Source organism: Sphingopyxis sp. GW821-FHT10B01, from assembly GCF_059415685.1.
In genome coordinates this window covers 219068-243769 of the sequence record NZ_JBWKNS010000004.1, presented here as the reverse complement: position 1 = coordinate 243769, position 24702 = coordinate 219068, and the positions used below count along the sequence as shown (strand labels likewise).

25 protein-coding genes are annotated in these 24702 nt (G+C 65.7%); 13 read left to right on the top strand and 12 right to left on the bottom strand.

Annotation, left to right across the window (positions count from 1 at the left end; translation table 11 throughout):
• The first annotated feature begins 27 nt into the window (after positions 1 to 27).
• Both AC07NV_RS13880 and AC07NV_RS13875 read left to right on the top strand, forming a co-directional pair.
• Positions 28 to 1347: a S41 family peptidase gene (locus AC07NV_RS13880; protein ID WP_495166953.1), complete on the top strand. Its 1320-nt coding sequence runs from the start codon at positions 28 to 30 to the stop codon at positions 1345 to 1347.
• A gap of 13 nt (positions 1348 to 1360) precedes the next feature.
• Complete coding sequence (locus AC07NV_RS13875) at positions 1361 to 1810, top strand: MarR family winged helix-turn-helix transcriptional regulator (RefSeq protein WP_495166952.1); 450 nt, start codon at positions 1361 to 1363, stop codon at positions 1808 to 1810.
• 7 nt (positions 1811 to 1817) lie between these two features.
• On the opposite strand, the gene AC07NV_RS13870 is transcribed toward AC07NV_RS13875, so the two are convergent.
• Genes AC07NV_RS13870 through AC07NV_RS13855 form a run of 4 tightly spaced genes read right to left on the bottom strand, consistent with a single transcriptional unit; the run spans position 1818 to position 4451 of the window.
• Positions 1818 to 2312, bottom strand: coding sequence for a GNAT family N-acetyltransferase (locus AC07NV_RS13870; RefSeq protein WP_495166951.1), 495 nt, complete (start codon positions 2310 to 2312; stop codon positions 1818 to 1820).
• Positions 2309 to 2806, bottom strand: a complete 498-nt coding sequence (locus AC07NV_RS13865) for a GNAT family N-acetyltransferase (protein WP_495166950.1) — start codon at positions 2804 to 2806, stop codon at positions 2309 to 2311. Before AC07NV_RS13865 ends, AC07NV_RS13870 begins: the two co-directional genes overlap by 4 nt.
• Positions 2803 to 3204 carry an acyl-CoA thioesterase gene (locus tag AC07NV_RS13860; RefSeq protein ID WP_495166949.1) on the bottom strand — a complete coding sequence of 134 codons (402 nt, stop codon included), beginning with the start codon at positions 3202 to 3204 and terminating at the stop codon, positions 2803 to 2805. The genes AC07NV_RS13865 and AC07NV_RS13860 overlap by 4 nt, the downstream gene beginning before the upstream one ends.
• Positions 3201 to 4451: a threonine ammonia-lyase gene (locus AC07NV_RS13855; RefSeq protein ID WP_495166948.1), complete on the bottom strand. Its 1251-nt coding sequence runs from the start codon at positions 4449 to 4451 to the stop codon at positions 3201 to 3203. The genes AC07NV_RS13860 and AC07NV_RS13855 overlap by 4 nt, the downstream gene beginning before the upstream one ends.
• 57 nt (positions 4452 to 4508) lie before the next feature.
• Here AC07NV_RS13855 and AC07NV_RS13850 point away from each other — a divergent pair, with 57 nt between their 5' ends.
• The 4 genes from AC07NV_RS13850 to AC07NV_RS13835 all read left to right on the top strand — a co-directional run bounded on the left by AC07NV_RS13850 (position 4509) and on the right by AC07NV_RS13835 (position 9583).
• Positions 4509 to 5387 carry an NAD(P)-dependent oxidoreductase gene (locus tag AC07NV_RS13850; protein WP_495166947.1) on the top strand — a complete coding sequence of 293 codons (879 nt, stop codon included), beginning with the start codon at positions 4509 to 4511 and terminating at the stop codon, positions 5385 to 5387.
• Complete coding sequence (locus tag AC07NV_RS13845) at positions 5384 to 7048, top strand: amidohydrolase (protein WP_495166946.1); 1665 nt, start codon at positions 5384 to 5386, stop codon at positions 7046 to 7048. Before AC07NV_RS13850 ends, AC07NV_RS13845 begins: the two co-directional genes overlap by 4 nt.
• Positions 7038 to 8321 carry an FAD-dependent oxidoreductase gene (locus AC07NV_RS13840; protein ID WP_495166945.1) on the top strand — a complete coding sequence of 428 codons (1284 nt, stop codon included), beginning with the start codon at positions 7038 to 7040 and terminating at the stop codon, positions 8319 to 8321. The genes AC07NV_RS13845 and AC07NV_RS13840 overlap by 11 nt, the downstream gene beginning before the upstream one ends.
• Before the next feature lie 113 nt (positions 8322 to 8434).
• Positions 8435 to 9583 carry an alpha-hydroxy acid oxidase gene (locus AC07NV_RS13835; protein WP_495166944.1) on the top strand — a complete coding sequence of 383 codons (1149 nt, stop codon included), beginning with the start codon at positions 8435 to 8437 and terminating at the stop codon, positions 9581 to 9583.
• An 81-nt stretch (positions 9584 to 9664) separates the two neighbouring features.
• Here the strand turns inward: AC07NV_RS13835 and creD are convergent, their stop codons facing one another.
• Positions 9665 to 11065: a cell envelope integrity protein CreD gene (creD, locus tag AC07NV_RS13830; RefSeq protein ID WP_495166943.1), complete on the bottom strand. Its 1401-nt coding sequence runs from the start codon at positions 11063 to 11065 to the stop codon at positions 9665 to 9667.
• A gap of 227 nt (positions 11066 to 11292) precedes the next feature.
• Positions 11293 to 12039, bottom strand: a complete 747-nt coding sequence (locus tag AC07NV_RS13825; RefSeq protein ID WP_495166942.1) for a TorF family putative porin — start codon at positions 12037 to 12039, stop codon at positions 11293 to 11295.
• Between the two features lie 263 nt (positions 12040 to 12302).
• Between AC07NV_RS13825 and ispG the strand changes: the two genes are divergently transcribed.
• Both ispG and AC07NV_RS13815 read left to right on the top strand, forming a co-directional pair.
• Positions 12303 to 13454, top strand: a complete 1152-nt coding sequence (gene ispG, locus AC07NV_RS13820) for a flavodoxin-dependent (E)-4-hydroxy-3-methylbut-2-enyl-diphosphate synthase (RefSeq protein ID WP_495166941.1) — start codon at positions 12303 to 12305, stop codon at positions 13452 to 13454.
• A 62-nt stretch (positions 13455 to 13516) separates the two neighbouring features.
• On the top strand, positions 13517 to 13948 hold the full coding sequence (locus AC07NV_RS13815) for a hypothetical protein (protein ID WP_495166940.1): 432 nt from the start codon (positions 13517 to 13519) through the stop codon (positions 13946 to 13948).
• An 18-nt stretch (positions 13949 to 13966) separates the two neighbouring features.
• Here the strand turns inward: AC07NV_RS13815 and AC07NV_RS13810 are convergent, their stop codons facing one another.
• Positions 13967 to 14863: a beta-1,6-N-acetylglucosaminyltransferase gene (locus AC07NV_RS13810; protein ID WP_495166939.1), complete on the bottom strand. Its 897-nt coding sequence runs from the start codon at positions 14861 to 14863 to the stop codon at positions 13967 to 13969.
• A 267-nt stretch (positions 14864 to 15130) separates the two neighbouring features.
• Here AC07NV_RS13810 and AC07NV_RS13805 point away from each other — a divergent pair, with 267 nt between their 5' ends.
• The gene (locus AC07NV_RS13805) at positions 15131 to 15610 is read left to right on the top strand and encodes a GNAT family N-acetyltransferase (protein WP_495166938.1); all 480 of its coding nucleotides are present in this window, start codon (positions 15131 to 15133) and stop codon (positions 15608 to 15610) included.
• Between the two features lie 102 nt (positions 15611 to 15712).
• Here AC07NV_RS13805 and AC07NV_RS13800 read toward each other — a convergent pair whose 3' ends face one another.
• The 4 genes from AC07NV_RS13800 to AC07NV_RS13785 form a co-directional block, all read right to left on the bottom strand.
• A complete protein-coding gene (locus AC07NV_RS13800; protein WP_495166937.1) occupies positions 15713 to 16822 on the bottom strand; it encodes a S41 family peptidase in 1110 nt (369 codons plus the stop codon).
• A gap of 83 nt (positions 16823 to 16905) precedes the next feature.
• The gene (locus AC07NV_RS13795; RefSeq protein WP_495166936.1) at positions 16906 to 17103 is read right to left on the bottom strand and encodes a hypothetical protein; all 198 of its coding nucleotides are present in this window, start codon (positions 17101 to 17103) and stop codon (positions 16906 to 16908) included.
• 10 nt (positions 17104 to 17113) lie between these two features.
• Positions 17114 to 18247 carry an acyltransferase family protein gene (locus tag AC07NV_RS13790; RefSeq protein ID WP_495166935.1) on the bottom strand — a complete coding sequence of 378 codons (1134 nt, stop codon included), beginning with the start codon at positions 18245 to 18247 and terminating at the stop codon, positions 17114 to 17116.
• 56 nt (positions 18248 to 18303) lie between these two features.
• Positions 18304 to 19821 carry an acyl-CoA carboxylase subunit beta gene (locus AC07NV_RS13785; RefSeq protein ID WP_495166934.1) on the bottom strand — a complete coding sequence of 506 codons (1518 nt, stop codon included), beginning with the start codon at positions 19819 to 19821 and terminating at the stop codon, positions 18304 to 18306.
• 56 nt (positions 19822 to 19877) lie between these two features.
• Here AC07NV_RS13785 and AC07NV_RS13780 point away from each other — a divergent pair, with 56 nt between their 5' ends.
• From AC07NV_RS13780 to AC07NV_RS13765, 4 genes are all read left to right on the top strand, one after another.
• Positions 19878 to 20366, top strand: a complete 489-nt coding sequence (locus tag AC07NV_RS13780; RefSeq protein ID WP_495166933.1) for a thioredoxin family protein — start codon at positions 19878 to 19880, stop codon at positions 20364 to 20366.
• Positions 20367 to 20385: 19 nt separating this feature from the next.
• Positions 20386 to 21156: an SDR family NAD(P)-dependent oxidoreductase gene (locus AC07NV_RS13775; protein ID WP_495167274.1), complete on the top strand. Its 771-nt coding sequence runs from the start codon at positions 20386 to 20388 to the stop codon at positions 21154 to 21156.
• Positions 21153 to 22754: a S10 family peptidase gene (locus AC07NV_RS13770; protein WP_495166932.1), complete on the top strand. Its 1602-nt coding sequence runs from the start codon at positions 21153 to 21155 to the stop codon at positions 22752 to 22754. The genes AC07NV_RS13775 and AC07NV_RS13770 overlap by 4 nt, the downstream gene beginning before the upstream one ends.
• 75 nt (positions 22755 to 22829) lie before the next feature.
• Complete coding sequence (locus AC07NV_RS13765) at positions 22830 to 23732, top strand: DMT family transporter (protein WP_495166931.1); 903 nt, start codon at positions 22830 to 22832, stop codon at positions 23730 to 23732.
• On the opposite strand, the gene AC07NV_RS13760 is transcribed toward AC07NV_RS13765, so the two are convergent.
• Positions 23729 to 24661, bottom strand: a complete 933-nt coding sequence (locus tag AC07NV_RS13760) for an L-threonylcarbamoyladenylate synthase (RefSeq protein WP_495166930.1) — start codon at positions 24659 to 24661, stop codon at positions 23729 to 23731. The genes AC07NV_RS13765 and AC07NV_RS13760 overlap by 4 nt on opposite strands.
• Positions 24662 to 24702 lie beyond the last annotated feature (41 nt).

Here is a 24702-nt window from a genome sequence, read left to right as displayed (position 1 = left end):
CGAATCGCAAGGCAGGCAGGAAACCGAATGAACAACAAGCGCTGGGCCGTCTTTCTGGCCGCCACCACGGCCTGGCTGGCGACCGTTGCCGCCGCGGACGAAGCCCCGCTCTCCGCCGCCGACCGGCGCGCCGTAGTCGAGCAGCTCGGCCAGACGCTGGAGGCGAATTATGTCTACCCCGACAAGGCCAAGACCATCGCCGCGACCTTGCGCCACAACCTCGACGTCGGCGATTATGACAAAGCGCACGACCGCGCCGCCCTCGCGCGCGAACTGACCGACGATCTGATTGCCGCGAGCAACGATCTGCATTTCGCCGTCGGGGTCGATCCGGCGTGGGTCGCCGACTATGCCGCACGGCAGGACCCCGTACGCGCCGCGGCGCTGCGCGACGAAGAGCGCAAGGACGAAGCGCGCCGGAATTTCGGCTTTGCCGGGCTCCGCTACCTCGACGGCAATATCGCCTATGTCGACCTGACGCATTTCGCCGACCCCGAACTCGGCTATGACGCCGCCGCCGCGGCGATGCGCTTTATCGAGAATGGCGACGCGGTGATCTATGACATGCGTTACAACAATGGCGGCCATCTCGAGATGGCGCAGCTGCTCGCGAGCCAGCTCTTCCGCGGCGACAAGGATCAGGAGCTGTTCGACTATTATTATAATCTCGACGGCCGCCGCGTCGAACGCGGCCAGTGGGTCCTCCCCGCGCTGCCCGCGAAACGGCTGACCGGAAAACCGGTCTATGTTCTCACGGGCTCGACCAGCTTTTCCGCCGCCGAATGGTTCGCCTACACGCTCAAGAAGCTGGGCCGGGCCACGCTGGTCGGCGAACGCACCGCGGGCGGCGCGCATCCCGTCGACCGCAAGCCCGTCGGCCGTGATTTTTTCCTGCAGGTGCCGATCGGCCAGATCCGCGACCCCGTCGATCGCGGCGATTTCGAGGGACAGGGTGTTACGCCCGACCATGAAGTCGCCTCCGCCGATGCGCTCGCCGTCGCGCATCGCCTCGCGCTGGCCGACCTCGTCAAGGCCGATCCGGCGAAACGCACCGACGCCGACTGGCTCGCGCCCGAGCTCGCCGCGCGCGCGCAGCTATCTGCCGCCGCGCTCAAGATGATCGCCGGCCGCTACGAAGGGCGGCGCATCGACCTTGTCGACGGCAAATTGCTTTACACCTGGCGCGAACGTTTCCGCCTGACGCTACAGCCGCTCGCCGGCGATCTGCTGGCCATCGAAGGCGTGCGCGATTTCCGCTTCCGCGTCGTGCGCAAAGGCGGCAAGATCGCCGGGCTCGAACGCATCGACCGCGATGGAACGACCCAGATTTATGCCCGCCTCGACTGATCTCCCAAATGTCTTGAATGACATCTCGTTCCTCGGCCGCCTCAGCGAAGCATTGAGCCAGCGGATCGAGGAACAGACGCGTCCGCTGTTCGACGACGCCGGCATCACCATCCCCGTCCGCTCCTGCTCCTTGCTCACCGCACTGGACGCGGCGGGCGAAGCCACGGCGGCCGAGCTCGCGCGTGCGCTCGGCCAGTCGCATCAGCTGGTGGTCCAGAAATGCCCGGCGCTGCTTCGCCTCGGCGTCATCACGCAGCACGCCGACCCCGCCGACGCGCGGCGCAAGATTTTCCGGCTGACCCCCGAAGGACGCAAGCAGCAGGACCGGATCGAGGCCTATAGCGCACGAATTACCGAGGTTTATCGCGACCTGTTCGACGAAGTCGGCGATGTCCATGGGGCGATCCGGTCGACCCTCGATGCCCTCGCGAAAAAGCCGCTGCGCGAGCGATTCCGGGAGTAGATCGACGTCAGAGCGCGCGGAACATCACCAGTGCGTCGACGAAACCCTCGGCCGGATGATCGAACGCCCCCGGCAGGCGGCCGACGATCTCGAACCCCAGCGACTGCCACAGCCCGACCGCGCGCACATTGCTGCTGACGACGAAATTGAACTGCATCGCGCGAAACCCGCGCGCCTTGGCGTGGTCGAGCGAGTGCAGGCACATCGCCCTTGCGACGCCGCGGCCGACCGCCGCCGCGCCGGTCATATAGCCGGCGTTGCAAACATGGCCGCCGCCGCCCGCCTGATTGGCGCGCAGAAAATAGGTACCGAGGACGACGCCGTCGGCCTCGGCAACGAATGTCTCCTTGTCCGCGCCGAACCAATAGCCCAGCGCATCGTCCTCGGACATGTCGCGATCCAGCGTATAGGTTTCACCCGCGCGGATCGTCGGCCCGACGATCGCCCATATCGCGGCGGCATCGTCCTGGCGCGCCGGCCGGATCAGCAACGAGGCGGTCATGCCGCGTCGATTCCGCGCTGCATCAGATGCGACCCCGGTCCATAGGGACCTTCGATGGCGGCGCCGACATAGTCAAAGCCTTGCGCGTGCCAATAGCTGTCGGCGCCCTGGATCGCGACCAGCCGGATGTCGCGGCAGCCTTCGATTTTAGCCTGCCGCAGGGCGAAGGCAGTCGCGCTCGCCCCGGCCCCGCTTCCGCGCGCCGCGGGCAGCAGCGCGATGTCGTGAAGATAATAGCTGTCTGCCGACGGCATCGCGCCCAGCAACGCCCCGAGCTTCGGCGGCGCCGCATCGCGCGGCCAGGGATGGCTGATCAGATAACCCAAAGGCGCGCCATCGCGCTCGAAGATCGCGCAGCCCGCCGGATAATGCGCGAGGCGATCGGCGAACGTTGCCAGCGGCTCGGTAAAATCGCCATGCACGGCGTCGGAAATGCCGACGACCACAGGCAGGTCGTCCACGCGCATCGGCCGCCACTGTCCCGCGCCGCTCATGCTGCATCGCCGAGGAAGGGTGCGACGACCTCGGCCGTCACCCGCGACGGTCGCCCGCTCGCCTTGTCGAGCAACGCCCACACCGTGCGGGCGCGGACATGCACCTTGCCGTCGGCACCGGTGAATTCCATGAAGCGGTCGAACTTCGCACCCTGCGGCTTGTCGGCGACCCACGTCCGCGCGGTCACGCGTTCGCCGGGGCCCAGCGCGCGCAGATAATCGATCTCGTGGCGCACCACGACCCAGATATAGGCGTCCTTATGGCTCTGCGGCGCTGCGGCCTCCCAATGACCCGTCGCGACCTGCTGGATCCACTGGACCCAGACGGCGTTGTTGACATGGCCCAGTTCGTCGATGCTCTCGGGCGTCGCGACGAGATCGAGGGCGAACGCCTTCATGCGAGCTCGACGGTGGTCACCATATAACCCGCATCGCGGAGCGCGCTGACGAGGCTATCGAGATGCTCGCGGTCGCGCGCTTCGCACTCGATGTCGGTGATCAATCCCTTGGCGGGCAGCGTCGTGAAGATACGCTGGTGATAGATTTCGATGATGTTGACCTGCTTCTCGTCGAACAGCTTCATCACCTTGAACAGCGCGCCGGGACGGTCCTGCAACCGGATACGCAGCCGCGCGATGCGGCCCGACCGTGCGAGATCGCGCAGCAGCACGTTCGCGAGCAAGCGCGTGTCGATGTTGCCGCCGGTCAGCACCAGCCCGACCTTGCGTCCCTTGAACTCCTCGGGATGCGCGAGCATCGCCGCGAGCCCCGCGGCACCGGCGCCCTCGACCACCGTCTTTTCGATCTGAAGCAGCAGGCTGACCGCACGCTCCAGATGCCGTTCGGCGACAAGCACGATGTCGTCGTTCAGCTCGGCGACGATCTTGCGTGTATATTCGCCGGGCTCTTTTACCGCGATCCCCTCGGCCAGCGTGTCGCCCTCGCACGCCATGTCGACTCCGTTGAGCTGGGCATACATCGACGGATAGAGCTCGGCCTGCACCCCGATGAGGCGCATGTCGTTCTTGATCCCGCGCGCCGCGGTGCCCATGCCGGTGAGCAGGCCGCCGCCGCCGATCGGCACGATCAACGTGTCGAGATCGGGCACATCCTCGAGCATTTCGAGCGCGACCGTTCCCTGCCCCGCCGCGATATGCGGATGGTCGAACGGATGGACAAAGGTCAGCCCGCGTTCTTTTTCCAGCACCCGCGCATGCGCCGAGGCGTCGTCGAACTTCTCGCCGAACAGCACGATTTCGGCGCCATGGCTGGCGGTCTGCGACACCTTCACCTGCGGCGTCGTCTGCGGCATCACGATGGTGACGGGCACGCCAAGCCGCTTGCCATGATAGGCCAGCCCCTGCGCATGATTGCCCGCCGACGCCGCAATCACGCCGCGCGCCTTGGCTTCGTCGCTGAGCAGTAGCAGTGCATTGAGCGCCCCGCGCTCCTTATATGCCGCGGTAAACTGCAGATTTTCGAACTTCAGCCACACTTCGGCGCCGACCAGTTCGGACAAGGTTTGCGAATGCAGGGTCGGTGTCCGTACGACCGCGCCGTTAATTCGCTCTGCCGCCGCGCGCACATCGTCCAATGTGATCGCCGGAAAATCGGCGGTGGCGGTCAGGGTGAGTTGCTCTGTCATAACGACAGGCGCCGTACCCCATCTGGCGCGCGAAGCAAACAATGCTATGGACCACCTATGAGCGAACAAAAATTGCGTATCAGCTTCATCGGCACCGGCGTCATGGGCGGACCGATGGCAGGTCATCTCGTCAAGGCAGGCCACGACCTCACCGTTTACAACCGCACGCGCGCCAAGGCCGACGCGTGGGTCGCGCAGCATGGCGGCACCGCGGCGGCGACTCCGGCGGAGGCCGCGCGCGACGCCGATGTCGTCCTGACCTGCGTCGGCAATGACGACGATCTGGCACAGGTAACGCTCGGCCGCGACGGCGCGTTCACGGCGATGCGCAAGGGCGCGCTGTTCGTCGACCACACCACCGTCTCCGCCCGCATCGCGCGCCAGCTGTCGGTCGAGGCCGAGGGGCTCGGCATCCTTTGCCTCGACGCCCCCGTCTCGGGCGGCGAAGCCGGCGCACAAAATGGCACCCTCTCGATCATGTGCGGCGGCACCAAGGCCGCCTTCGATGCCGCCGAACCGGTGATGCAGGCCTATGCCGCGCGCATGGTCCATATCGGCGGCCCCGGTGCGGGACAGACGACGAAGATGGTCAACCAGATTGCGATCGCCGGGGTGATCGAGGGCCTGTCCGAAGCGCTGCGTTTTGCACAGGCATCGAAGCTCGACACCGACAAGGTGTTCGAAGCCGTGTCGGGCGGCGCGGCGGCAAGCTGGCAGATGCTCAACCGCTGGGGCACGATGTCAAAGGACGAATTCGACTTCGGTTTCGCCGTCGACTGGATGCGCAAGGATCTGGGCCTCGCGCTCGACGAGGCGCGGGTGAACGGCGCAACGCTGCCGGTCGCCAGCCTCGTCGACCAATTCTACGCCGATGTGCAAAAAGCCGGTGGCGGGCGAAGGGACACCAGCTCGCTCGTGACGAGGCTGCCGAAGTGAAGCGCCTGATCCTCGGCGCCCTCGCGCTCACCCTCGCCGCCCCCGCGCACGCCGACACGCTGGTCGACAATGTCAATGGCATCACGCTCGACAAGGACGGCAAGCTCGTCCGCTTCACCGGGCTCGTCATCGACACGCAGGGCAAGGTCAAGCAGCTGCTCGACCGCAAGGACAAGCGCCCCGAACGCCCCGATTTCAAGGAAGACGGCAAGGGCCGCACCCTCATCCCCGGGCTGATCGACGCGCATGGCCATGTCATGGGACTGGGCTTTCAGCTGATGCTGCTCGACCTCAGCGAGACCAACAGCCTTGCCGAGGCGCAGACGGCAATCCGCAAATATGCCGCCGACAACCCCGAAATGCCGTGGATCATCGGCCGGGGCTGGAATCAGGAAAAATGGGGCCTCGGGCGCTATCCCACCGCCGCCGACCTCGATGCCGTGGTGCCGAATCGCCCCGTCTGGCTCGAACGCGTCGACGGCCACGCCGGCTGGGCGAACAGCGCGGCGATGGCAGCGGCGAAGATCACTGCGGCGAGCAAGTCGCCCGAGGGTGGCCGCATCGAAATGGAAGGCGGCAAGCCGAGCGGAATTCTGGTCGATGCGGCGACCAGCCTGATCGACAGCGCAAAGCCCAAGCCGCTCGCGCGCGACCTCGACCGCGCGCTGTACCTCGCGCAGCAGAAATTGCTCGAACAGGGCATCACCGCGATCGCCGACATGGGCACGAGCATCGCCGACTGGCAGGCGTATCGCCGCGCCGGTGACAAGAAACAGCTCGCCGTGCGTATCCTCAGCTATGGCGGCGACATCGACAATATGGCGATCATCGCCGGGTCCGAACCGACACCCTGGCTCTATGACGACCGCCTCCGCATGGTGGGGGTGAAGCTCTATCTCGACGGCGCATTGGGTTCGCGCGGCGCATGGCTGAAAGCGCCATACAGCGACGCGCCGGGGCAAAAGGGCCTGCCGCTCCTCACGCCCGCGCAGCTTCGTAACAAGATGGTGCGCGCCTCGATGGACAAGTTCCAGGTCGCGATCCACGCGATCGGCGACGCCGCCAATGCCGAGGCGCTCGACGCGATCACCGACCTCACCGCCGACCTGCCCGGCGAACGCCGCTGGCGCATCGAGCATGCGCAGATCATCGACCCCGTCGACATTCCGCGCTTCGCAACGCTCAAGGTCATCGCCTCGATGCAGCCCGTCCACCAGACAAGCGACCGCCTCATGGCCGAAGCGCGGCTCGGCCCCGACCGCCTCAAGGGCGCCTATGCGTGGCGCAGCCTCGAAAAAGCCGGCGTCCGCCTTGCCTTCGGGTCCGACACACCGGTCGAAAGCGCGAACCCCTTCCCCGGCCTCGCCGTGGCCATCTCGCGCACCGACGAAAAGGGCGAACCCTTCGGCGGCTGGCGCCCCGAGGAGATCGTGACCCGCGAAACCGCGCTCGACGGCTTCACGCGCACGGCGGCTTTTGCGGGCTTTGCAGAGGACCGGATCGGCACCCTGATGCCCGGGATGCGCGCCGACTTCCTGATCGTCGATGCCGACCCGATGCTCGCCAGCCCCGACGAGATCCGCCGCATGACCCCGCTCGAAACCTGGATCGGCGGGTATCGCTATTACAAGAAAAGCGCGGGCGCGACCGTTGGCCGCTGACGTTCCGCCCAAGAACGTGTCAACGCGGCGCGCGCTTCTGACGGGGCTCGCCGCGTTGCCGGTGGCGGCAGCAGCAACCGCTGCCGAGCGCAAGGAACGCCGCTCTAAGAAACGCAAACCCGCCAAGCCCAAGGTGCAGCATGTCGATGTCGCGATCATCGGCGCGGGGGTGTTCGGCGCGTGGACCGCATGGCATCTGCTACGCGCCGGCAAGTCGGTTCGCCTGTTCGACGCCTATGGCGCCGGCCATGCGCGCGCCTCGTCGGGGGGCGAAAGCCGCGTCATCCGCATGGGGTACGGCGCCGACACCATCTATTCGGAGATGGCGCGCGACTCGCTCAAATATTGGAAGGACCTGTCCGACAGCGCGAGCGCGCCGATCTTCCACAACACCGGCGTGCTCTGGTTCGCGCCGCAGGGCGACGCCTACACCGCGCAATCGCTCGCCTGGCTCCAGGCGAACCGCGTCGGGCACGAGCATGGCGACGTCCGCTGGCTGCAGGACAAATATCGCCAGATGCAATTCTATCAGGGCGAGACCGGCGTTCTTGAAACCGAAACCGGGGCGCTGATCGCGGGCCGCGGCGTGCAGGAACTGATCGCCGACGCGCAGATCGAGGTCGAACGCGTCGTGATGCCCGCGCCGCTGTTTTCGAAGCGGATCAAGCGCCACACGCTTCCCGACGGCGGCACCGCCGATCATCTGGTCTATGCGGCGGGTCCGTGGATCGCCGAACTCTTTCCCCAGCAACTCGGCGGCAAGATCGTCGCGACGCGGCAAGAGGTTTATCATTTCGGTGCGCCGCAGGGCGATACGCGCTTCGCTCCGCCCGAGCTTCCGGTCTGGGCCGACTTCAACAACGGCCGTATCGTCTACGGCATCCCCGATCTCGAAGGCGCAGGATTCAAGATCGCAATCGACGCCCACGGCCCGGTGGTCGACCCCGATACGATGGAGCGGCAACTCGGCCCCGCGGGAATCGCCGAAGCCCGCGCCTATCTGACCCGCCGCTTCCCCGGCCTCGCCTCCGCCCCGCTGATCGGCGGCCGCGTCTGCCAATATGAGAATAGCTCCAACGGCGACTATCTGATCGACCGTTTCCCTGGGCAGGAGCATGTCTGGCTGGTCGGTGGTGGATCGGGGCACGGGTTCAAGAATGGGCCCGCGGTCGGCAAACGCATCGCCGCGCACATTCTCGACCCGAACCTCGCAGTCGAACCGCGCTTCAGCTTCGGGGCCAAGGGGACGGCTGCGGCGCGGACTGTGTTCTAATGGATAACCGGACCCCGCTATCCCGTTCGTGTCGAGCGAAGTCGAGACACCCATCGTCGGCGCCTGCCTTCACGGCATCTCGACTTCGCTCGATGCGAACGGAAATTTAGAGCATGAAACTCACCAACTGCCACAATATCGACGATTTCCGCGCGCTGGCGAAGCGGCGCCTGCCCTGGCCGGTGTTCGACTATATCGACGGCGCCGCCGACGACGAGGTCACCCGCCGCCGCAACCGCGCCGCGTTCGATCAATGCGACCTCATCCCGCGCGTGCTCGCCGGGGTCAAAAGCGTCGACATGCGGACGACGTTGTTCGGGCGTGAGATGGCGATGCCGCTCTTCCTCTCGCCGACCGCGCTCCAGCGGCTGTTTCACTGGCAGGGCGAACGCGCCGTCCTCCGCGCCGCGGCGAACGCCGGAACGGTGGCGGGCATATCGAGCCTCGCGACGATCGGTCTGGCCGAAGCCGGCGCGCTCACCGACGGGCCCAAGCTGTTCCAGCTCTATGTCCATGAGGACGAAGGGCTGAACCAGGCGATGCTGGAGGCTGCCCGCGCAGCGAAATTCGACGCCGTCGCACTCACCGTCGATACGATCGTCGGCGGCAACCGCGAACGCTGCCTGCGCTCGGGCTTCACCTCGCCGCCGCGCTTCACCGCGCGCAACATGCTGAGCTACGCCGCCAAGCCCGGCTGGGGCCTCAACTATGTGCTGCGCGAAAAGTTCAGCCTGCCCAACCTCGCGACCCACGTGTCCGAAGGATCGAGTGTGCCGAAATCGGTCGCCGAATATTTCACCTCGATGCTCGACCAGAGCCTCGACTGGAAACGCGCCGAGGCGATCCGCAAGCAATGGGATGGCCCCTTTTGCCTGAAGGGCATTGCCGCGGTCGAGGATGCCAGGCGCGCGGTGGACATCGGCGCGACCGCAATCATGGTCTCCAACCACGGCGGGCGCCAGCTCGACGGCAGCATCTCGCCCTTCGACGCGCTCGCCGACATCGTCGACGCGGTCGGCGACCGGATCGAGGTGATCTGCGACGGCGGCATCACGCGCGGCACCCATGTATTGAAGGCGCTGTCGGTCGGGGCGAAGGCCTGCTCGGGCGGCCGGCTCTATCTCTATGCGCTCGCCGCGGCGGGCGAGGACGGCGTCGCGCGTGCGATCGCCCTGCTCCGCGCCGAGATGGAGCGCGGCATGAAATTGATGGGGGCCAAGACCCTATCGGATCTCGGCCCCCACAATCTGCGCTGGCGCTGAGCCAAAATGAACCCCGGCGAAAGCCGGGGCCCAGATCGGTAACGCGACGTCGAATGGACCCCGGCTTTCGCCGGGGCACACTCAGGCCGCTGGCAAAGCCTCATCCTTCTTGCCAATCCCGCTCCAGTCGATGCTCCGCGTCATGTACATCACCCCGGCGAGGGCAAAGAACATCAGCACCGACCCGATGAGCAGCGAATAGGCTTCGAGGTTCAGCAGCACATAGAGCAGCGCATAAAGCCCGATCAGCAGCGCCGCGAGGAAGCGCGCGCGCTTCCAGCTCTTGAGCACCGCCGCGCTATAAAAAGCGAGCAGCCCGATGATCGCCGCCGACGCCAGCATATAGGCGAAGGTGAAGCCGATCACTTCGGCGAACGCCAGTAGCAGCACGAAGAACAGCACCAGCGCGACCCCGGTCAGCAGATATTCGGCCGGTGCCACCCGTGCGCCCGCAATGATGTCGAACATCAGGAAGGCGACGAAGGTGAAGCCGATGAACAGGAAGCCATATTTGATGCTGCGGTCGACCTGGCTGTAGAGATCGACGGGTTCGACCAGGCTGATCGCCACTGCTTTCGCGGTGCCGCCCGATGTCTCGGCCGCGCTGCCGTCGTTCGAAGTGACCTCCGCCGGCACGTCATAGGAGTCGCGCCGGCCATAGTTGGTCGTGACCGGCGGCGACAGGTCGCCCGTCAACACCTGTGCCTGCCCCAGCGCGAGATTCGGGATCGCATAGGTCGCGGTAAAGCCGCTGCCCTTCACCTCGCGCTTCGCGGGCAGGAAATCGCCGCCGAAGCTCGGATTCGGCCAAGTCGACTTCACCGTCCAGCGCGTGTCGACGCCGCGCGGGATCAGCTTGAAGTCGCCCAGCCCGCGCACGCCGATCCTGTAGTCGACCTTCAGCGGCGTCGCCGCGGTCCAGTCGACAAAGGCAAAGGTGCCCGAATTGCCCGTCGAGAGCAGCCCCTTGCCGGGCTGCAACGCAAGCGGGGTGCCGTTGACCGCGACGCTGTTGCCGTCGACGAGCCCGCGGGCATCGCTGACGCCAAGGCGGACTTCGGCACGTTCGAGCATCAGCGCTTCGCGTGCGACGCCGAAGCGCGCGATGTCGGCGGGCAGCACAAACTCGGCATGTCCCGCGATCTGGCTTTCATAAACGACGGTCTCGTAGATCGCCTTCTTCCGCTTCTCGGGCTTGATGACGACATCGGCCGCGTTCGTTTGCGGCGAGAGATAGAGGTTGCGGATCGTGTTGACCGTTCGCGTCACATCCTTGCCATTTTCGGTGACCGTCGTCGTTTCGGTCGCGCGATAGGGGATGACGATCGCCGGCCCGGCGATCGTCTGCTGCCCGCCCCAGCCCTGCCCGATCGAGGCCTGCGCGGTCTGCGCCTGCTGCTGGCGGTCCCAGAGCAGACCGTAAATCATGAGGAGAGGGACCATCAACGCGACCGCGATCAGCACCGCGATGACCAGCTTCACGCCGGGGCTTCGCTCGCTTCGCGCTGGAGGATTGGGGGGCGGGGCGGGAGGAACGGAAACGCTTTGAGTCATGGGGGATAAACTCCGCTGCTTCAACTGGTCGACGGATTTGCACGGTTCGTCGACACGGTCAAGCGCGATGCGACAAAGCGCCTTTGCGCACGAAAAAGGGGGCGGCCTCCCCCGAAGCCGCCCCCTTAGCGCGTGGTCGCTGACCCGCTAGGCTGTCAGAAAGAGACGCCCAGCGTAAAGACCACGGTTGGATCGTAAAGCGTATCGATGGCCTTGACGCCCGACTTTTTGACGTCGGTATCGATATATTGCACCGAGAAAGTCGCCGGACCCGCGGCAAAAGACGCGCCGAGCGACCAGTCGATATATTTGCCGTCGGGCGATACAAGGCCGAGCGATCCGTCATTATAACCGATACCGGCGGTCAGCGTGACCGGCGAGTTGGGGATGCCGGCGGCAAGGCCGAGGTTCAGATAGATGTTGTCGTCGTCGCCGAGCGAATTCTGCTTGGGCGCATAGGCGACCATCGCGGTTGCGCTAACCGGGCCGATGTCGTGCGACAGCTTGCCGATGCCCTCGAAATAATCGGTCGGCGCGCCGCCATCCTCGCTACCCGGATAGGTATAATAGGTGACACCGACGTCGACCTTGGTGCCCGAAGCGATTTCGGTTGCAAAACCGCCATACAGGTCGAGCTCGAACTTGCCGTAGGCGGGGCTGTCGGGAAGGGTCGAGCCCCATACGCCGGCATAGAGGCCGCTTTCGTGGCTGACCGTCAGCGTCGGCTGGACGGCGACCTTTTCATTCGACAGCGAAATGCCGCGGAAACGATAGTCGGAGGTCACTGCAATACCGCCCGAAAGCGAGAACGGGCCGCTGGCTTCTTCTTGGGCGAAGGCGGGCGTCGACATGGCGGACGCAGTGAGAAGCATGCCGAAACACGCTTTGGTAAGAAACTTCATGGGTGATCCCCCTACATAAAAAACGGATCGTCCCGGCCTGCCGTACGTATCCACGCCTCTCTGATGCGGGCGTGTGATCACGAACGCTTAAGAAGTTGCCGATTTTGTTGCGATGCACAAACAAAAATTGCTCAAAAGTTACGAATCCGTATCAAACTGTGTCTTTCCAGCAACAATCGACCTTGCACATGCCGGGCTTTGCCAAGTCGGCCGCGGAAGGCTAAAGAGCAGCGCACATCTCCCTTCGTATCGAGCCCGCACCTATGAGCGATCACAATCCCGGCCTGCGCCCCTGGCGCGATATTGCGCGGCGCGCGTCGCGCCAGATCATGGTCGGCGCGGTCCCGGTCGGCGGCGGCGCGCCGATCAGCGTGCAGACGATGACCAACACGCTGACATCGGATGCGGTGGCGACGATCGACCAGATCCGCCGCTGCGAGGAAGCGGGCGCCGACCTGATCCGCGTCTCGTGCCCCGACACCGAATCGACCGCGGCATTGGGAAAGATCGTCCGCGCCGCGCGCATCCCGATCATCGCCGACATCCATTTCCACTATAAGCGCGCGCTCGAAGCCGCCGACGCCGGCGCCGCATGCCTGCGCATCAACCCCGGCAATATCGGATCGTCGGAGCGCGTCGGCGAAGTCGTCCGCGCCGCAAAAGCGAACGGCTGTGCGATCCGCATCGGCGTCAACGCCGGCAGCCTCGAGAAGGATCTGCTCGAAAAATATGGCGAGCCCTGCCCCGAGGCACTCGTCGAAAGCGCGCTCGACCATATCAAACTGCTCCAGGACCATGATTTCCACGACTATAAGGTCGCGGTGAAAGCCAGCGACGTGTTCCTCGCGGTCGCCGCCTATGCGCAGCTCGCCGACGCGGTCGACTGCCCGCTCCATCTCGGCATCACCGAAGCGGGCGGACTGATCGGCGGCACCGTCAAGTCGGCGCTCGGCATCGGCAACCTGCTGTGGGCCGGGATCGGCGACACGATTCGAGTCTCTCTCTCGGCCGAACCCGAAGAGGAAGTGCGCGTCGGGTACGAGATCCTCAAATCGCTGGGCCTGCGCACCCGCGGTGTCCGCGTCGTCTCGTGCCCCAGCTGCGCGCGCCAGGGTTTCGACGTCATCCGCACCGTCCAGGCGCTCGAAGAAGCGCTCGGCCACATCAAGACCCCGATGTCGCTCTCGGTCCTCGGCTGCGTCGTCAACGGCCCCGGCGAAGCGCGCGAAACCGACATCGGCATCACCGGCGGCGGCAATGGCAAGCATATGGTGTTCCTGTCGGGGGTCACCGACCACCATGTCGAGGACGCCGACATGATCGCGCACATCGTGAAGCTGGTCGAAGCCAAGGCTGCCGAGATCGACGCGGGCAGTTCAGTGAGCATGGACACGCTGCACGGCAAGGCGGCGTAAAGCTTTTTACATCCGTGTCAGCAGGAACTAGCCTCGCTTCATTCTGAAGGAGGAGGCCAGACATGACCGCAAAGCCCGATGCCCTCGACCGTCTCGTTCAGCTCCTGCCACTGATCGCCGCGGCCACCACGATCGCTAACGGCGCCTTCATGCTCGTCAAGCCGCTCGACTGGTATGTCTTCGTCCCCACCGTCGTCACAACAGGGCCGCCGAACGCGCATTTCATCCGCGATATCGGCCTCGCCTATCTCGGGTCGGGGCTGGTCCTGTTCTACGCGGCCGCGAACCCGGTCCGCCGCTGGCGCGCAGCCATCGTCGGCGGCCTGTGGCTGACTCTCCACGGCCTGCTCCATATCTATGAAGTCGCCGCGGGGATTTGCGGCCCCGCGACCTTCTGGGCCGATGCCCCGGCGGTTATCGGCCAGCCGCTCCTCGTATGGATCGCGCTCGCGATCATCCTTGTCCGCGGGCGAGCGGCGGCGGGCGCGAACTAACGCACCCGCCGCGCAGGATCAGGCCGCTTCCAATGCCCGATCCTGCGGCGTTTCGGGCGCCTCGCCGACATAGACATTGCCCGCCGGCGTCTTCAGATGCGCCTCGAGCAGGTCGAAGATCACCGCATCCTCCTCCGCATCGAATTTGCGCGCGAACAGGTCACCGCTCAGCGTCAGGCGCAGCGCGTCGGCCGCCACAAAGGTACGCGGACGCAGCTTGATGTCGCCATCGGGCACCCAGTCGATCGCACGCAGATCGTCGTTCATCACTTCGCCCTGCGCGCGGCTGTTCATCATCAGCGTCTGGAAAAAGGCTTCGTCGGGGATGAAGCTGCGGCGATAGAATGTCTTGAAGCGCTCGGCGCCGGGGTGATGGACCGCGAACTGGCAAAAGCTGCGCGTCACCGTTTTCCATTGCGTGCCGATAAACGGCGTCGCGCCTTTCAGGAACGGACGCGGCACACGGGTGCGGAACATCCGCCCCAGTGCTTCGACAAACACATGGCTGACACGGTTCATCGTGTCGGGCCGCATCTCGCGCTGGTCGAGCGCGCGAATATATTGGCGGCGCGGATTGGCGCGCAGGAAGTCACGGATATAGGCCTGCGACTTCAGCGGGAAATCCTGTCCGCTCAGGTTGATATAGTGGGTCCAGCTGCGGTTCATTTTCAGCAGCTTGGCCATTCCGCGCAGCTCGGCATCGACGAGGCTGTATCCGCCCCACAGCGCCTTCTTCGATTCGATGATCGCCACCCCCTGAAAGGGTTTCAGAAAGGCCGCGATGTTGGCGGCAAACTCGGGCCCCGACCCTTTGTCGACATGGATTACATAGCTGTTTCCCGGCGCATAGATGGCGTGGAACATCCGTTTGAACTGTTCGGGAAAGCGGTGGAGGAGGATAAAATAGCCGATCATGAAGGCATGCCTTTCGGATCGCCGAACCGGGCTGTCAGCTCACCGGAATCGCGATCATTTTCCTGTCCCGGAAAACCCAACCAAAATCATTCTGATCGATAGGAGACAATGCCCGACAGTTGTCCTGCCGCGTTGCGACGCGGCGTGGTCCAGTGGCATGATCTTCATATGGGGCGGCGGCCGGCGATTGTAAGAGCGGCGCCATTGCCCTCCGGGCCGCGCTTTCGCTAAAGGCTGTGCGACGCCGCTTCATGACAGGATATTTGCGTGACCCTCTCGATCCGCTCCGCCTCGCCCGCCGACCTGCCGCTGATCGCGCAATTCATCCGCGACCTCGCCGCCTATGAAAAGCTCGCGCACGAAGTCCGCTTCGACGAGGTAAAACTCGGCGAGAAGCTGTTCGGTCCGCGCCCCTATGCCGAGGTGGTGATCGGCGAATTGGACGGGACGCCGCAGGGCTTCGCGCTCTTCTTCCACAATTTCTCGACCTTCGAGGGCCGCCCCGGCATCTATCTCGAAGACCTGTTCGTCCGCCCCGAAGCGCGCGGCTCGGGGCTCGGCAAGGCGCTGCTCGCCCATCTCGCAGGGCTCGTCGTCGAGCGCGACTGCGCGCGGCTCGAATGGTCGGTGCTCGACTGGAACGCCCCGGCGATCGGCTTTTACCAGAGCCTCGGCGCCAGGCTGATGGACGAATGGACGGTGATGCGCGTCGACGGCGACGCGCTGATGAAGCTGGCTGCCTCGTAAGTGTAAATCCGTTCGCATCGAGCGAAGTCGAGATGCCCATCGGTAGGGCGCGACTTCAGGGTGTCTCGACTTCGCTCGACACGAACGGAATCGGGACGCCGCCTATTTCGCCCCGCGCGGCTTCCGCCGCTCCATCGGCCAGCTCGGCATATGCGCGTCGGACAGCGTCTTCGCTTCCGCCGGCGCGACGCCAAGATCGGTGAGCACGCGTACCAGCGCGTCGGCGGGCGGCACCGCGATGTCGGGCTGCACACCCTCGCCCTCCCAATCCTTGCCTGTCACGGGATCATAGGTGCGCCCGACCGGGATGAAGGCAGCATAGCCTCCGCCCAGATCCTCGCCGGACCCGAAATGATTGGCGCCTGCCGTCGGCGCACCGACCAGCGTACCGCGCCCCGTATGTTTCATCGCGAGCGAGAAATGTTCGGCCGCCGACGCGCTCGCGCCCGACGTCAAGACATAGATCTTGGCATCGCGCAGCCGCGTGTCGGCGTTCGGCGTTGCCCAATGCTCGCGCGCCACCATGCCCGCGTCGCCCTTTACCACGCGCATCGATGGTAACCCGTCGATCGGCGAGCCGCCGCGCGCGTCGACCGAGGCGCGCGTCGCCATCGTCACCAGCCGCGTCGGTTCCGAAAACAACCACGGAAAGATCACGTCCATCTGGTCAAGCCCGCCACCATTATGGGTGCGGATGTCGAAGATGATCGCCTTCGCATCGGCATGATCGGCCATGAATTTCGCCGCCGCCGCCGTAACCGCTGCATCTTGCGGAAAGACGTTGAAGCGGATGAAGGCGATCCCCGGCGCGATCCACCCCGCCTGCTCGACGGGGACCTTCGGCGGACGGCGCACCGGCGCCACGCCACCCGGCGCCGCGGCTGCCGGTACCCCCGCGGCTTCGGGCGCGCGCAGGCGCAGATGGCCGTCGGGCGCGACAGCATTCACATCGGCATCGATCGCCTCACCCAGCGCGGGGCCGGACAGCGCCTTGTAGCGCCCCGCAGCAATGCCCGCGCGGATCGCCGCGGCATAACGCTTACCCGTCTCGGGATAGACATAGTCGCGCTCGAGCAGGACCGCATATTTTTCGGCGATCGCATCGGCGCTCGCCTCGTCCGCCGCCGTGGCGGGTGTCGGCGCCCATATCGGCCCGACCGCCATGCCGGCGGCGAGCAACAGCGCGGGCAAAATATGCGAAGAACGAATCATCCTGATCTCCAATCCAGCCCCGGTTTGGAAGAAGGTGTATCATATTGACAATACAGATCAACTACATTTGTAGTCGTGCCAGATTATTTTTTCCGCGCGAACCAGACCAGCACGACCCCGACCACCGCGAGGATCGCTCCATTGCGGGTCCATATCGTGTCGCCCAGCATGAAGCTGCTTGCGGGCCAGCGCACGATATCGAGCCCTTGCAGCACCCACAGCCCGCCGACGAGGATCGCCGCAATGCCGACGATCGCCAAAACGCCTTTCAATGCTCCCATGTCGCCCTCCCTATTTGCGCTGCAGTCCGATCAGCGGCCGCAACCAACCGATGTTGCGCCCGATGATGTAGAATAGCCAGCATCCCGCGGCGGTCGCCGCGACGAGGATCAGGAAGGACGCCAGCGCCCCGACCCCGGCCCGCAACAGGTACCAGCCGGTGACGACGATGATCGTCTGGTGGATGATGTAAAAGGGGAATACCGCCTCGGCGAGCGTCGTGCGCCATGGGTAATCGCGGTTCCACCGGGCATCGGCAATCCCGACGAGCGCAACGATCGTCGCCCAGCCCTGCACCAGATGCGCGATATCGAATGGCAGGCGCCCCCAATCGGCGGATTGCGCTCCGGTCAGCCAGAGACACATGATCCATGCGACAACCCCGAAGGCCGCGACCGCGATCGCCAGCGCGACGCGCCAGCATCGGGCCACCGCATCGAACAGCCGCGGCCGCACGCGGAGCAGCCAGCCGACAAGGAACGGGACCAGATAGTGAAGGTGCGACGGCCCGTCGTCGAACAGCGCATGCGTCTCGTCATGGTCGGGAAAGGCGGCATAGACGAGCAGCCACAGCGCGAGCGGCCAGACAAGCAGGCCCCGGCCGTGCAGCAGCCGCGCCGCGCCGTCGGCTATCTTCGTGCCCGTCCCCGCAGGGATGACCGCCACCAGCAACGCCGCCAACATCGTATAAACCCATAGATAGACGACGAACCACAGATGCTGCCAGGTCGGCAGGACGATCCCGCCCAGCGATCCGAAGCGGAAATAATCGTGGAGCCAGAAATGGAGGAAGCCATGCGCATAGCCGTGCTGGCCGACCAGCTCGATCCATGGCTGCGGCGGGATGACGACGATGATGCCAAAGACCAGCGGGATCAGCAGCCGCGCACTCCGCGACCGCACAAAGGCGCCGCTGCCGCCGAGCTTCGCGAACAGTGCGGCGCTCGCATAGCCCGATACGAGGAACAGCAACCCGAGCCGCCAGCTGTTCGTCGCCAGCATCGGCACCTGCACCCAGTCGAGCGGTTGGGCGATCTTCACATGCCAGCCCCACGGCACGAAATACATGCCGATGTGATAGAGGATCAGCAGGCCGAACGCCCCGATCCGCAACCAGTCCATGCCGTGATGGCGTGCGCCGGTCATCAGCCCCCCCCCAATTATCGTCATCCCGGATCAAGTCCGGGATGACGATTGCGGATCTACTTCAGCACCCGCCACGCCAACTCGGCAAACTCGCATAGCAAAGGCCGCGTGTCGCGCGGGTCGATAATGTCCTCGACCCCGAATTTCTCCGCCGTCCGGAACGGCGAGCGCACGCGATTGAGCCGCTCGCGGATCGCCTCCAGATGCGCCGCCGGGTCCTCGGCCGCCTCGAGCTCGCTCTTGTACGCGACCTCGACCCCGCCCTCGATCGGCAGGCTGCCCCAGTCGCCCGAGGGCCAGGCGAAGCGGTACTGGAACCGTTCGGCGTTCGACATCGCGCTGCCCGCGATCCCGTAGGCGCGGCGCACAACGACCGACGCCAGCGGCACCGTGGCGCGATAGATCGCATTCATCGCCTGCACACCATAGCGGATCGTCCCCGCGCGCTCGGCCTCGCCGCCGATCATGAAGCCCGGATTATCGACGAGGTGGACGATCGGCAGCCGGAACTGGTCGGCCAATTTGACGAAGCGCTCGGCCTTCTCGCTCGTCTTGGCATCCCACGACCCGCCGAGGTATGACGGATCGCTCGCAAGCACCGCGACGGGATAGCCGTCCAATCGCGCGAACGCCGTGATCACCGCCCGCCCCCAACGCGCGCCCATTTCGAAGACGCTACCCTGATCGAACACCGCGCCCGCGATGCGGCGCATCGAATAAACCTGCTTCGCCTCGCGCGGGACGGCCGACAGCAAGGCCTCCTCGCGCCGGTCGACCGGATCGCTGCACGGCGCCCGCAATGCGCGGTCGTGGATCGACGACGGCAAATACGACAAAAACCGCCGCGCCGCCGCAAAAGCCTCGGCCTCGCTCGCCACCTCGTCGTCGACGACACCGTTGCGCGTATGCACGTCGGTCCCGCCGAGTTCCTCGCGGTCGAGCGTGTCACCGATCGCCGCCGCGACCGCGGGCCCCGCCGCGAACAGCTGCGACAGCCCGCGCACCATGATGCTGTAATGGCTCGCGACGACCCGCGCCGCGCCCAATCCCGCAGTCGGCCCGAGCGCGAGCGCGACCACCGGCACGGTGTCGAGATTGGCGATGATCTCGTGCCAGCCGGGCACATGCGGGATATAGGTGTAGCCCATATCCTCGAGCGTCTTGACCGACCCGCCGCCGCCGGTGCCGTCGATCATGCGGATCAGCGGCAGGCGATATTCATGCGCCATCGCCTCGCACTGGACGAATTTGCGGTGCAGCGCCGCATCGGCCGCGCCGCCGCGCACGGTGAAATCGTCGGCGCTCGCGACGACCGGCCGCCCGTCGATATTCGCGCGCCCGAAAATGAAATTCGACGCGGCCAAGTCTTCCAGCTCGCCATCGGCGCCATAGCGTCCGCGCCCCGCGATCTTGCCGATCTCGCGAAAACTGCCTGCATCGACGATCGCCGCCAGCCGCGCCCGCGCGTCCATCTTGCCGCGGCCGTGCTGGCGCGCGACCTTTTCCTCGCCACCCATCTTCTCGGCCATCGTGCGACGTTGGCCCAATTCGTCGATCTCTTTTTTCCAGCTCATGGAGCGAAGGCTATCTGACGTTGACGGAAACGTCATCCGAAACCTATCGTCGGTGGATGAGCCGTCCCATCGCCCTCGCCCTCGCCGCCGCGCTGCTCGCTCTGGTCCCCGCCGCAGCCAGCGAAACGCGCTCGCTCCCGGGCGTCGCGGACGCTTACAAGAGCGACGCCTTCATCGCCGATCCAATGCCCGCTATCGACGCCGCGCTCGCCGCGGCAAAGCAATCGGGCAAACCCGTGCTGCTCGTGATGGGCACCGGCGGCTGTCACGACAGCGCATGGCTCGCCAATTTGATCGCAACCGATCGCTTCGCGCCCGTCCGTGCCCGCTACGAAATCGTCTACGCCGACATCGGCATGCCGCATATCCGCGGCTGGGGCCGCAACCCTGAGGTGGCCAAGCGCTTCGGCTTCCGGATCAAGGGCACGCCGACCGTCGCGATCCTCGGTGCCGACGGCGCCGTGCTCAACCGCAAGGCGGCGCCGAAATGGCGCAACGCCGCAAGCCGCAGCGACGACGACATCTATAATGAACTGATGCGATAGGGAGAGACACGTGGCCGACATGAACCTCGCGGGGCGCGTCGCGCTCGTCACCGGCGCCTCGCGCGGAATCGGCCGCGGCATCGCGATCGGGCTGGCGGAGGCCGGCGCAGATGTCGCGGTGAACTACACCCGCGGCGAGCAGGAAGCCGCCGAAACCGTCGCCGCGATCGCAGCACTCGGCCGCAGGGCAAAGGCCTATCAGGCGTCGGTCATCGACGAGGCCGCGTGCGCCGCGATGGTCGCGGCAGTCGCGGCCGACTTCGGCCCGCTGTCGATCCTGATCAACAACGCTGGCATTGCCAGCCGCGGGCTATCCGTCGCCGACACCAGTCCCGAAGAAGTCGACAAGCTCTTCGCCGTCCACGCCGCTGGCCCGCACCGCCTCAGCCGCCTCGCACTGCCCCAGCTGCGCACCCACAAGCGCAGCGACATTATCGTGATTTCCAGTATCGCGACCTACACCCATTCGCCGAACGGCGCGCCCTACACGATGGCCAAAGCCGCCGGCGAAGCGCTGGCCTATGCGCTCGCCAAAGAGGAATTGCAGAACGGCGTCCGCGTCAACATCGTCGCCCCCGCGCTCACCGTCAGCGACATGGGCGAAAAGCTGTCACGCGCGATCACCGGCAACACCGACATCCACCATCTCGACGCCAAAATGCCCTTCGGCCGCGTCGCGGTCCCCGCCGACGTCGCCGCAGCGGTCGTCTGGTTCGTCAGCGATGCGAACAGCTATTGTTCGGGGCAAAAACTCAATATCGACGGAGCAGGACAGGCGACCTTCAGATGAAACAGATACTTCTCGCGGCGACCTTCGCCCTCGCACTTGGCGGCTGCGCGGCCGCGCAATCGAAAGAGCCGCGCCCGGCCGCAGACAAGCCTGCGCCCGACGCGCCGATGTTTGCCCCGACCGCGGTCGAAAGCCGCGGATCGGTGACGATCGGCGGCGTCGCCATTCCGTATCGCGCGGTCGCGGGCACGCTCGTCATCCATCCGAAAGGCTGGGACGACACGGTACCGATCGAACGCAAGCGCGATGAGGATGCCGCCGCAGACATCCCCGATTCCGAAGCGTCGATGTTCTACACCGCCTATTTCAAGGAAGGCGCGCCCGCCGAAACCCGGCCGGTCACCTTCCTCTTCAACGGCGGCCCGGGGTCGCCGACGCTCTGGCTCCACATGGGCGCCTATGGTCCCGTGCGCGTCGAGACACCCGATCTGGTGCACGGCAGCGCGCCCTATCGCACCACTCCGAACGACCAGAGCCTGCTCGACGTATCCGACCTCGTCTTCGTCGACGCTCCCGGTACGGGTTTCAGCCGCGTCGCTGGGAAGGACAAGGACAAGGCGTGGTTCGGCGTCGATCAGGACATCCACGCCTTTACCGTCTTCGTCCGCGACTTCCTGTCGAAATATGGCCGCTGGAAATCGCCCAAATATCTCTATGGCGAAAGCTATGGGACGATGCGCGCGGCGGGGATGACGCTGGCGCTGCAGAAACAGGACATCGACCTCAATGGCGTGATCCTGCTCTCCGACATATTGAATTGGGATCTCCTCCCCGACGATCCGCAAGTCAATCCGGGGGTCGACCTTCCCTATGTCGTGACGCTCCCGACCTATGCCGCGACCGCCTGGTATCACAAGCGCGCCGGCGCGGGGCGCGATCTCGCGTCCTGGCTCGCCGAGGCCGAAGCCTTCGCGACGGGCGACTATACGCTCGCGCTGATGAAGGGCAACGACCTCACCGATGCCGAACGTCAGGCGGTTGCGACAAGGCTCCATGCCTACACCGGGCTGCCGGTCGACTATCTCGTAAAGACCAATATCCGCATCCAATATGGCGCACTGCAAAAGGAACTGCTCGCCGACAAGGGGCTGACCACCGGGACACTCGACACGCGCTTCACCGGCGCGACGCTCGATCCGTTGAGCAAGGTCGCCTCGAACGATCCGCAGGGCGCTGCGATCGGCGCCGCTTATACCGCCGCCTTCAACGACTATGTCCGCGGAACGCTCGGCTACGGCGCGGACCGCCATTATGAAGGCGGGCTCGATGTATATTCCAGCTGGGACTATAAGCACCGCCCGCCCGGCGCCGACCGCGCGCTGATCGCGCTGCCCAATGTGCTGCCCGACCTCGCGGTTGCGATGAAACAGAACCCGAAGATGAAGCTGCTCGTCACCGGCGGCTATTTCGACGTCTCTACCCCCTATTTCGCCGGCCGCTACGAGCTGCGGCACCTGCCCGTGCCCAAGGAACTGCAGGCGAGTATCGCGTATAAATATTATACCGCCGGGCACATGGTCTATGTGAAACCCGAACTGCTGGCCGAAATGCGAACCGACGCCGCCGATTTCATCCGCCGGACCGACGGGATCGACTGACTGCCCTTTCAGGCAGCGAAGAAAAGGACAAGATCGATCGGGACGAATGGCTGCGCGGACCGCTAAAGCCCTCTCATGCGTCCCGATTCGGCCTCTCCCGTCATTCCGTTCCTGATCGCGTGCGCGGGCATTGCGACCTTTTCGGCGATGGATGTGCTGATGAAGGGGCTGTCGATCGGTATCGGCGCCTATAATGCCGTCTTCTGGCGCACGAGCACCGGCACCCTCGTCGCCGGGGCGCTCTATTTCGCGAGCCGCCCCGCGATGCCCGACCGGCCGACGCTGCGCATCCATGCGGTCCGCTCGCTGTTCGTCGCGGGCATGGCGCTCAGCTTCTTCTGGGGCCTTGCGCGCCTGCCGATGGCCGAGGCGATCGCGATCGCTTTCGTCGCGCCGCTGATGACGCTCTATATGGCGGCGCTCTTCCTTGGCGAGCGAATCGGTCCGCGTTCGGTCGCCGCGTCGATGCTCGGCATCATGGGCGTGGTCGTGATCGTCGCCGGCAAGCTGGGTCGCGGCGACTATGCGCCCGAAGCCTTGTGGGCGGTCGGCGCGGTGTTCCTTTCGGCCTTGCTCTATGCGTACAACCTCATTCTCGCGCGGCGACAGGCAAAGATGGCCGAGCCGCTCGAAATCGCATTTTTCCAGAATTTCTTCGTCGCGCTGGTCTTTGCGGCCGGGGCGCCATGGTTCGCGGTGATACCGGGCAGCGATCAGGCGATGCCGATCCTCGGCGCCGCGATCCTCGCCACCACGTCGCTGCTGCTGCTCAGTTGGTCCTACGCCCGCGCCGAAGCGCAGATCCTCGCGACGACCGAATATACCGGCTTCCTCTGGGCGATGCTGTTCGGCTGGATGTTCTTCGACGAAGCGGTAACCTGGCCGACGATCGCGGGCGCTCTGCTGATCGTTGCGGCGTGCCTGATCGTGGCGCGGAAGGTGCCGCACGGCGATCCGGTGGAGCCGGCCGCCGCCTAAACCGCCGCCCTGGCCAATCGGTCGTTGATCGCCGCGCCCAGCCCCCCGGCCGGAATCGCCGCCACTGCAATCTTCGTCTTCGCGCTCGCCGCCCCCGCATGCAGCGCATCGAACAGCCGCGCCGCCGCCTCGGTCAGATCGCCGGCCGCGCTCAGATCATAGTCGCCCACGACCGCGCCGAACCCGATGCCATATTCGTCATCCGCGAAATCCGTCGCGCCCAGCCGCACCGGCTTGCCCGGCGCATAATGGCTCGCGAGCATCCCCGGCGCGACGATCTCCGACCCCTCCACGCCCGTCACCGCCAGCCTGCTCGCTTCGCCCAGCATCTCCGCCGTGACCGGCCCGGGCCGCAGCACCTCGACCGCACCGTCCTTCACGCGCGCGATCGTCGACTCCACGCCAGCCGTCGTCGGCCCGTCGTCGATCACCAGCACGATCCGCCCGTCGAGGCTCGAGATCACATGCTCGGCCTTGGTCGGGCTCACCCCGCCGCTCGCATTGGCGCTTGGCGCCGCCAACGGCGCACCGCTCTCCGCCAGCAAGGCCCGCATCGCGCGATGTCCCGGCACGCGCAGCGCAATCGTATCGAGCCCCGCGGTCGCGATGCTCGCCACCGGGCAATCGGCGGTGCGCGGCACCACCAGGGTCAGCGGCCCGGGCCAGAAACGCTTCGCCAGCGCGCGCTCGACCGCGCCGAATACGCCCAGCGCCTCCGCCGCCGCCAGATCGGGCACATGGACGATCAATGGGTTGAAATCGGGCCGGCCTTTCGCCGCATAAATGCGGGCCACGGCTTCGGCATTCCGCGCATCGGCGGCGAGGCCGTACACCGTCTCGGTCGGCACCGCGACCGGCTGCCCCTCCCCGATAAGCCCCCCGGCGCGCGCCATTGCCTCCGCACCAAAGCGGCGGATATCGGTTGTCATGTGCGTTTGACCGTCGGCCATGCCGCGCTATAGCGCCCGCG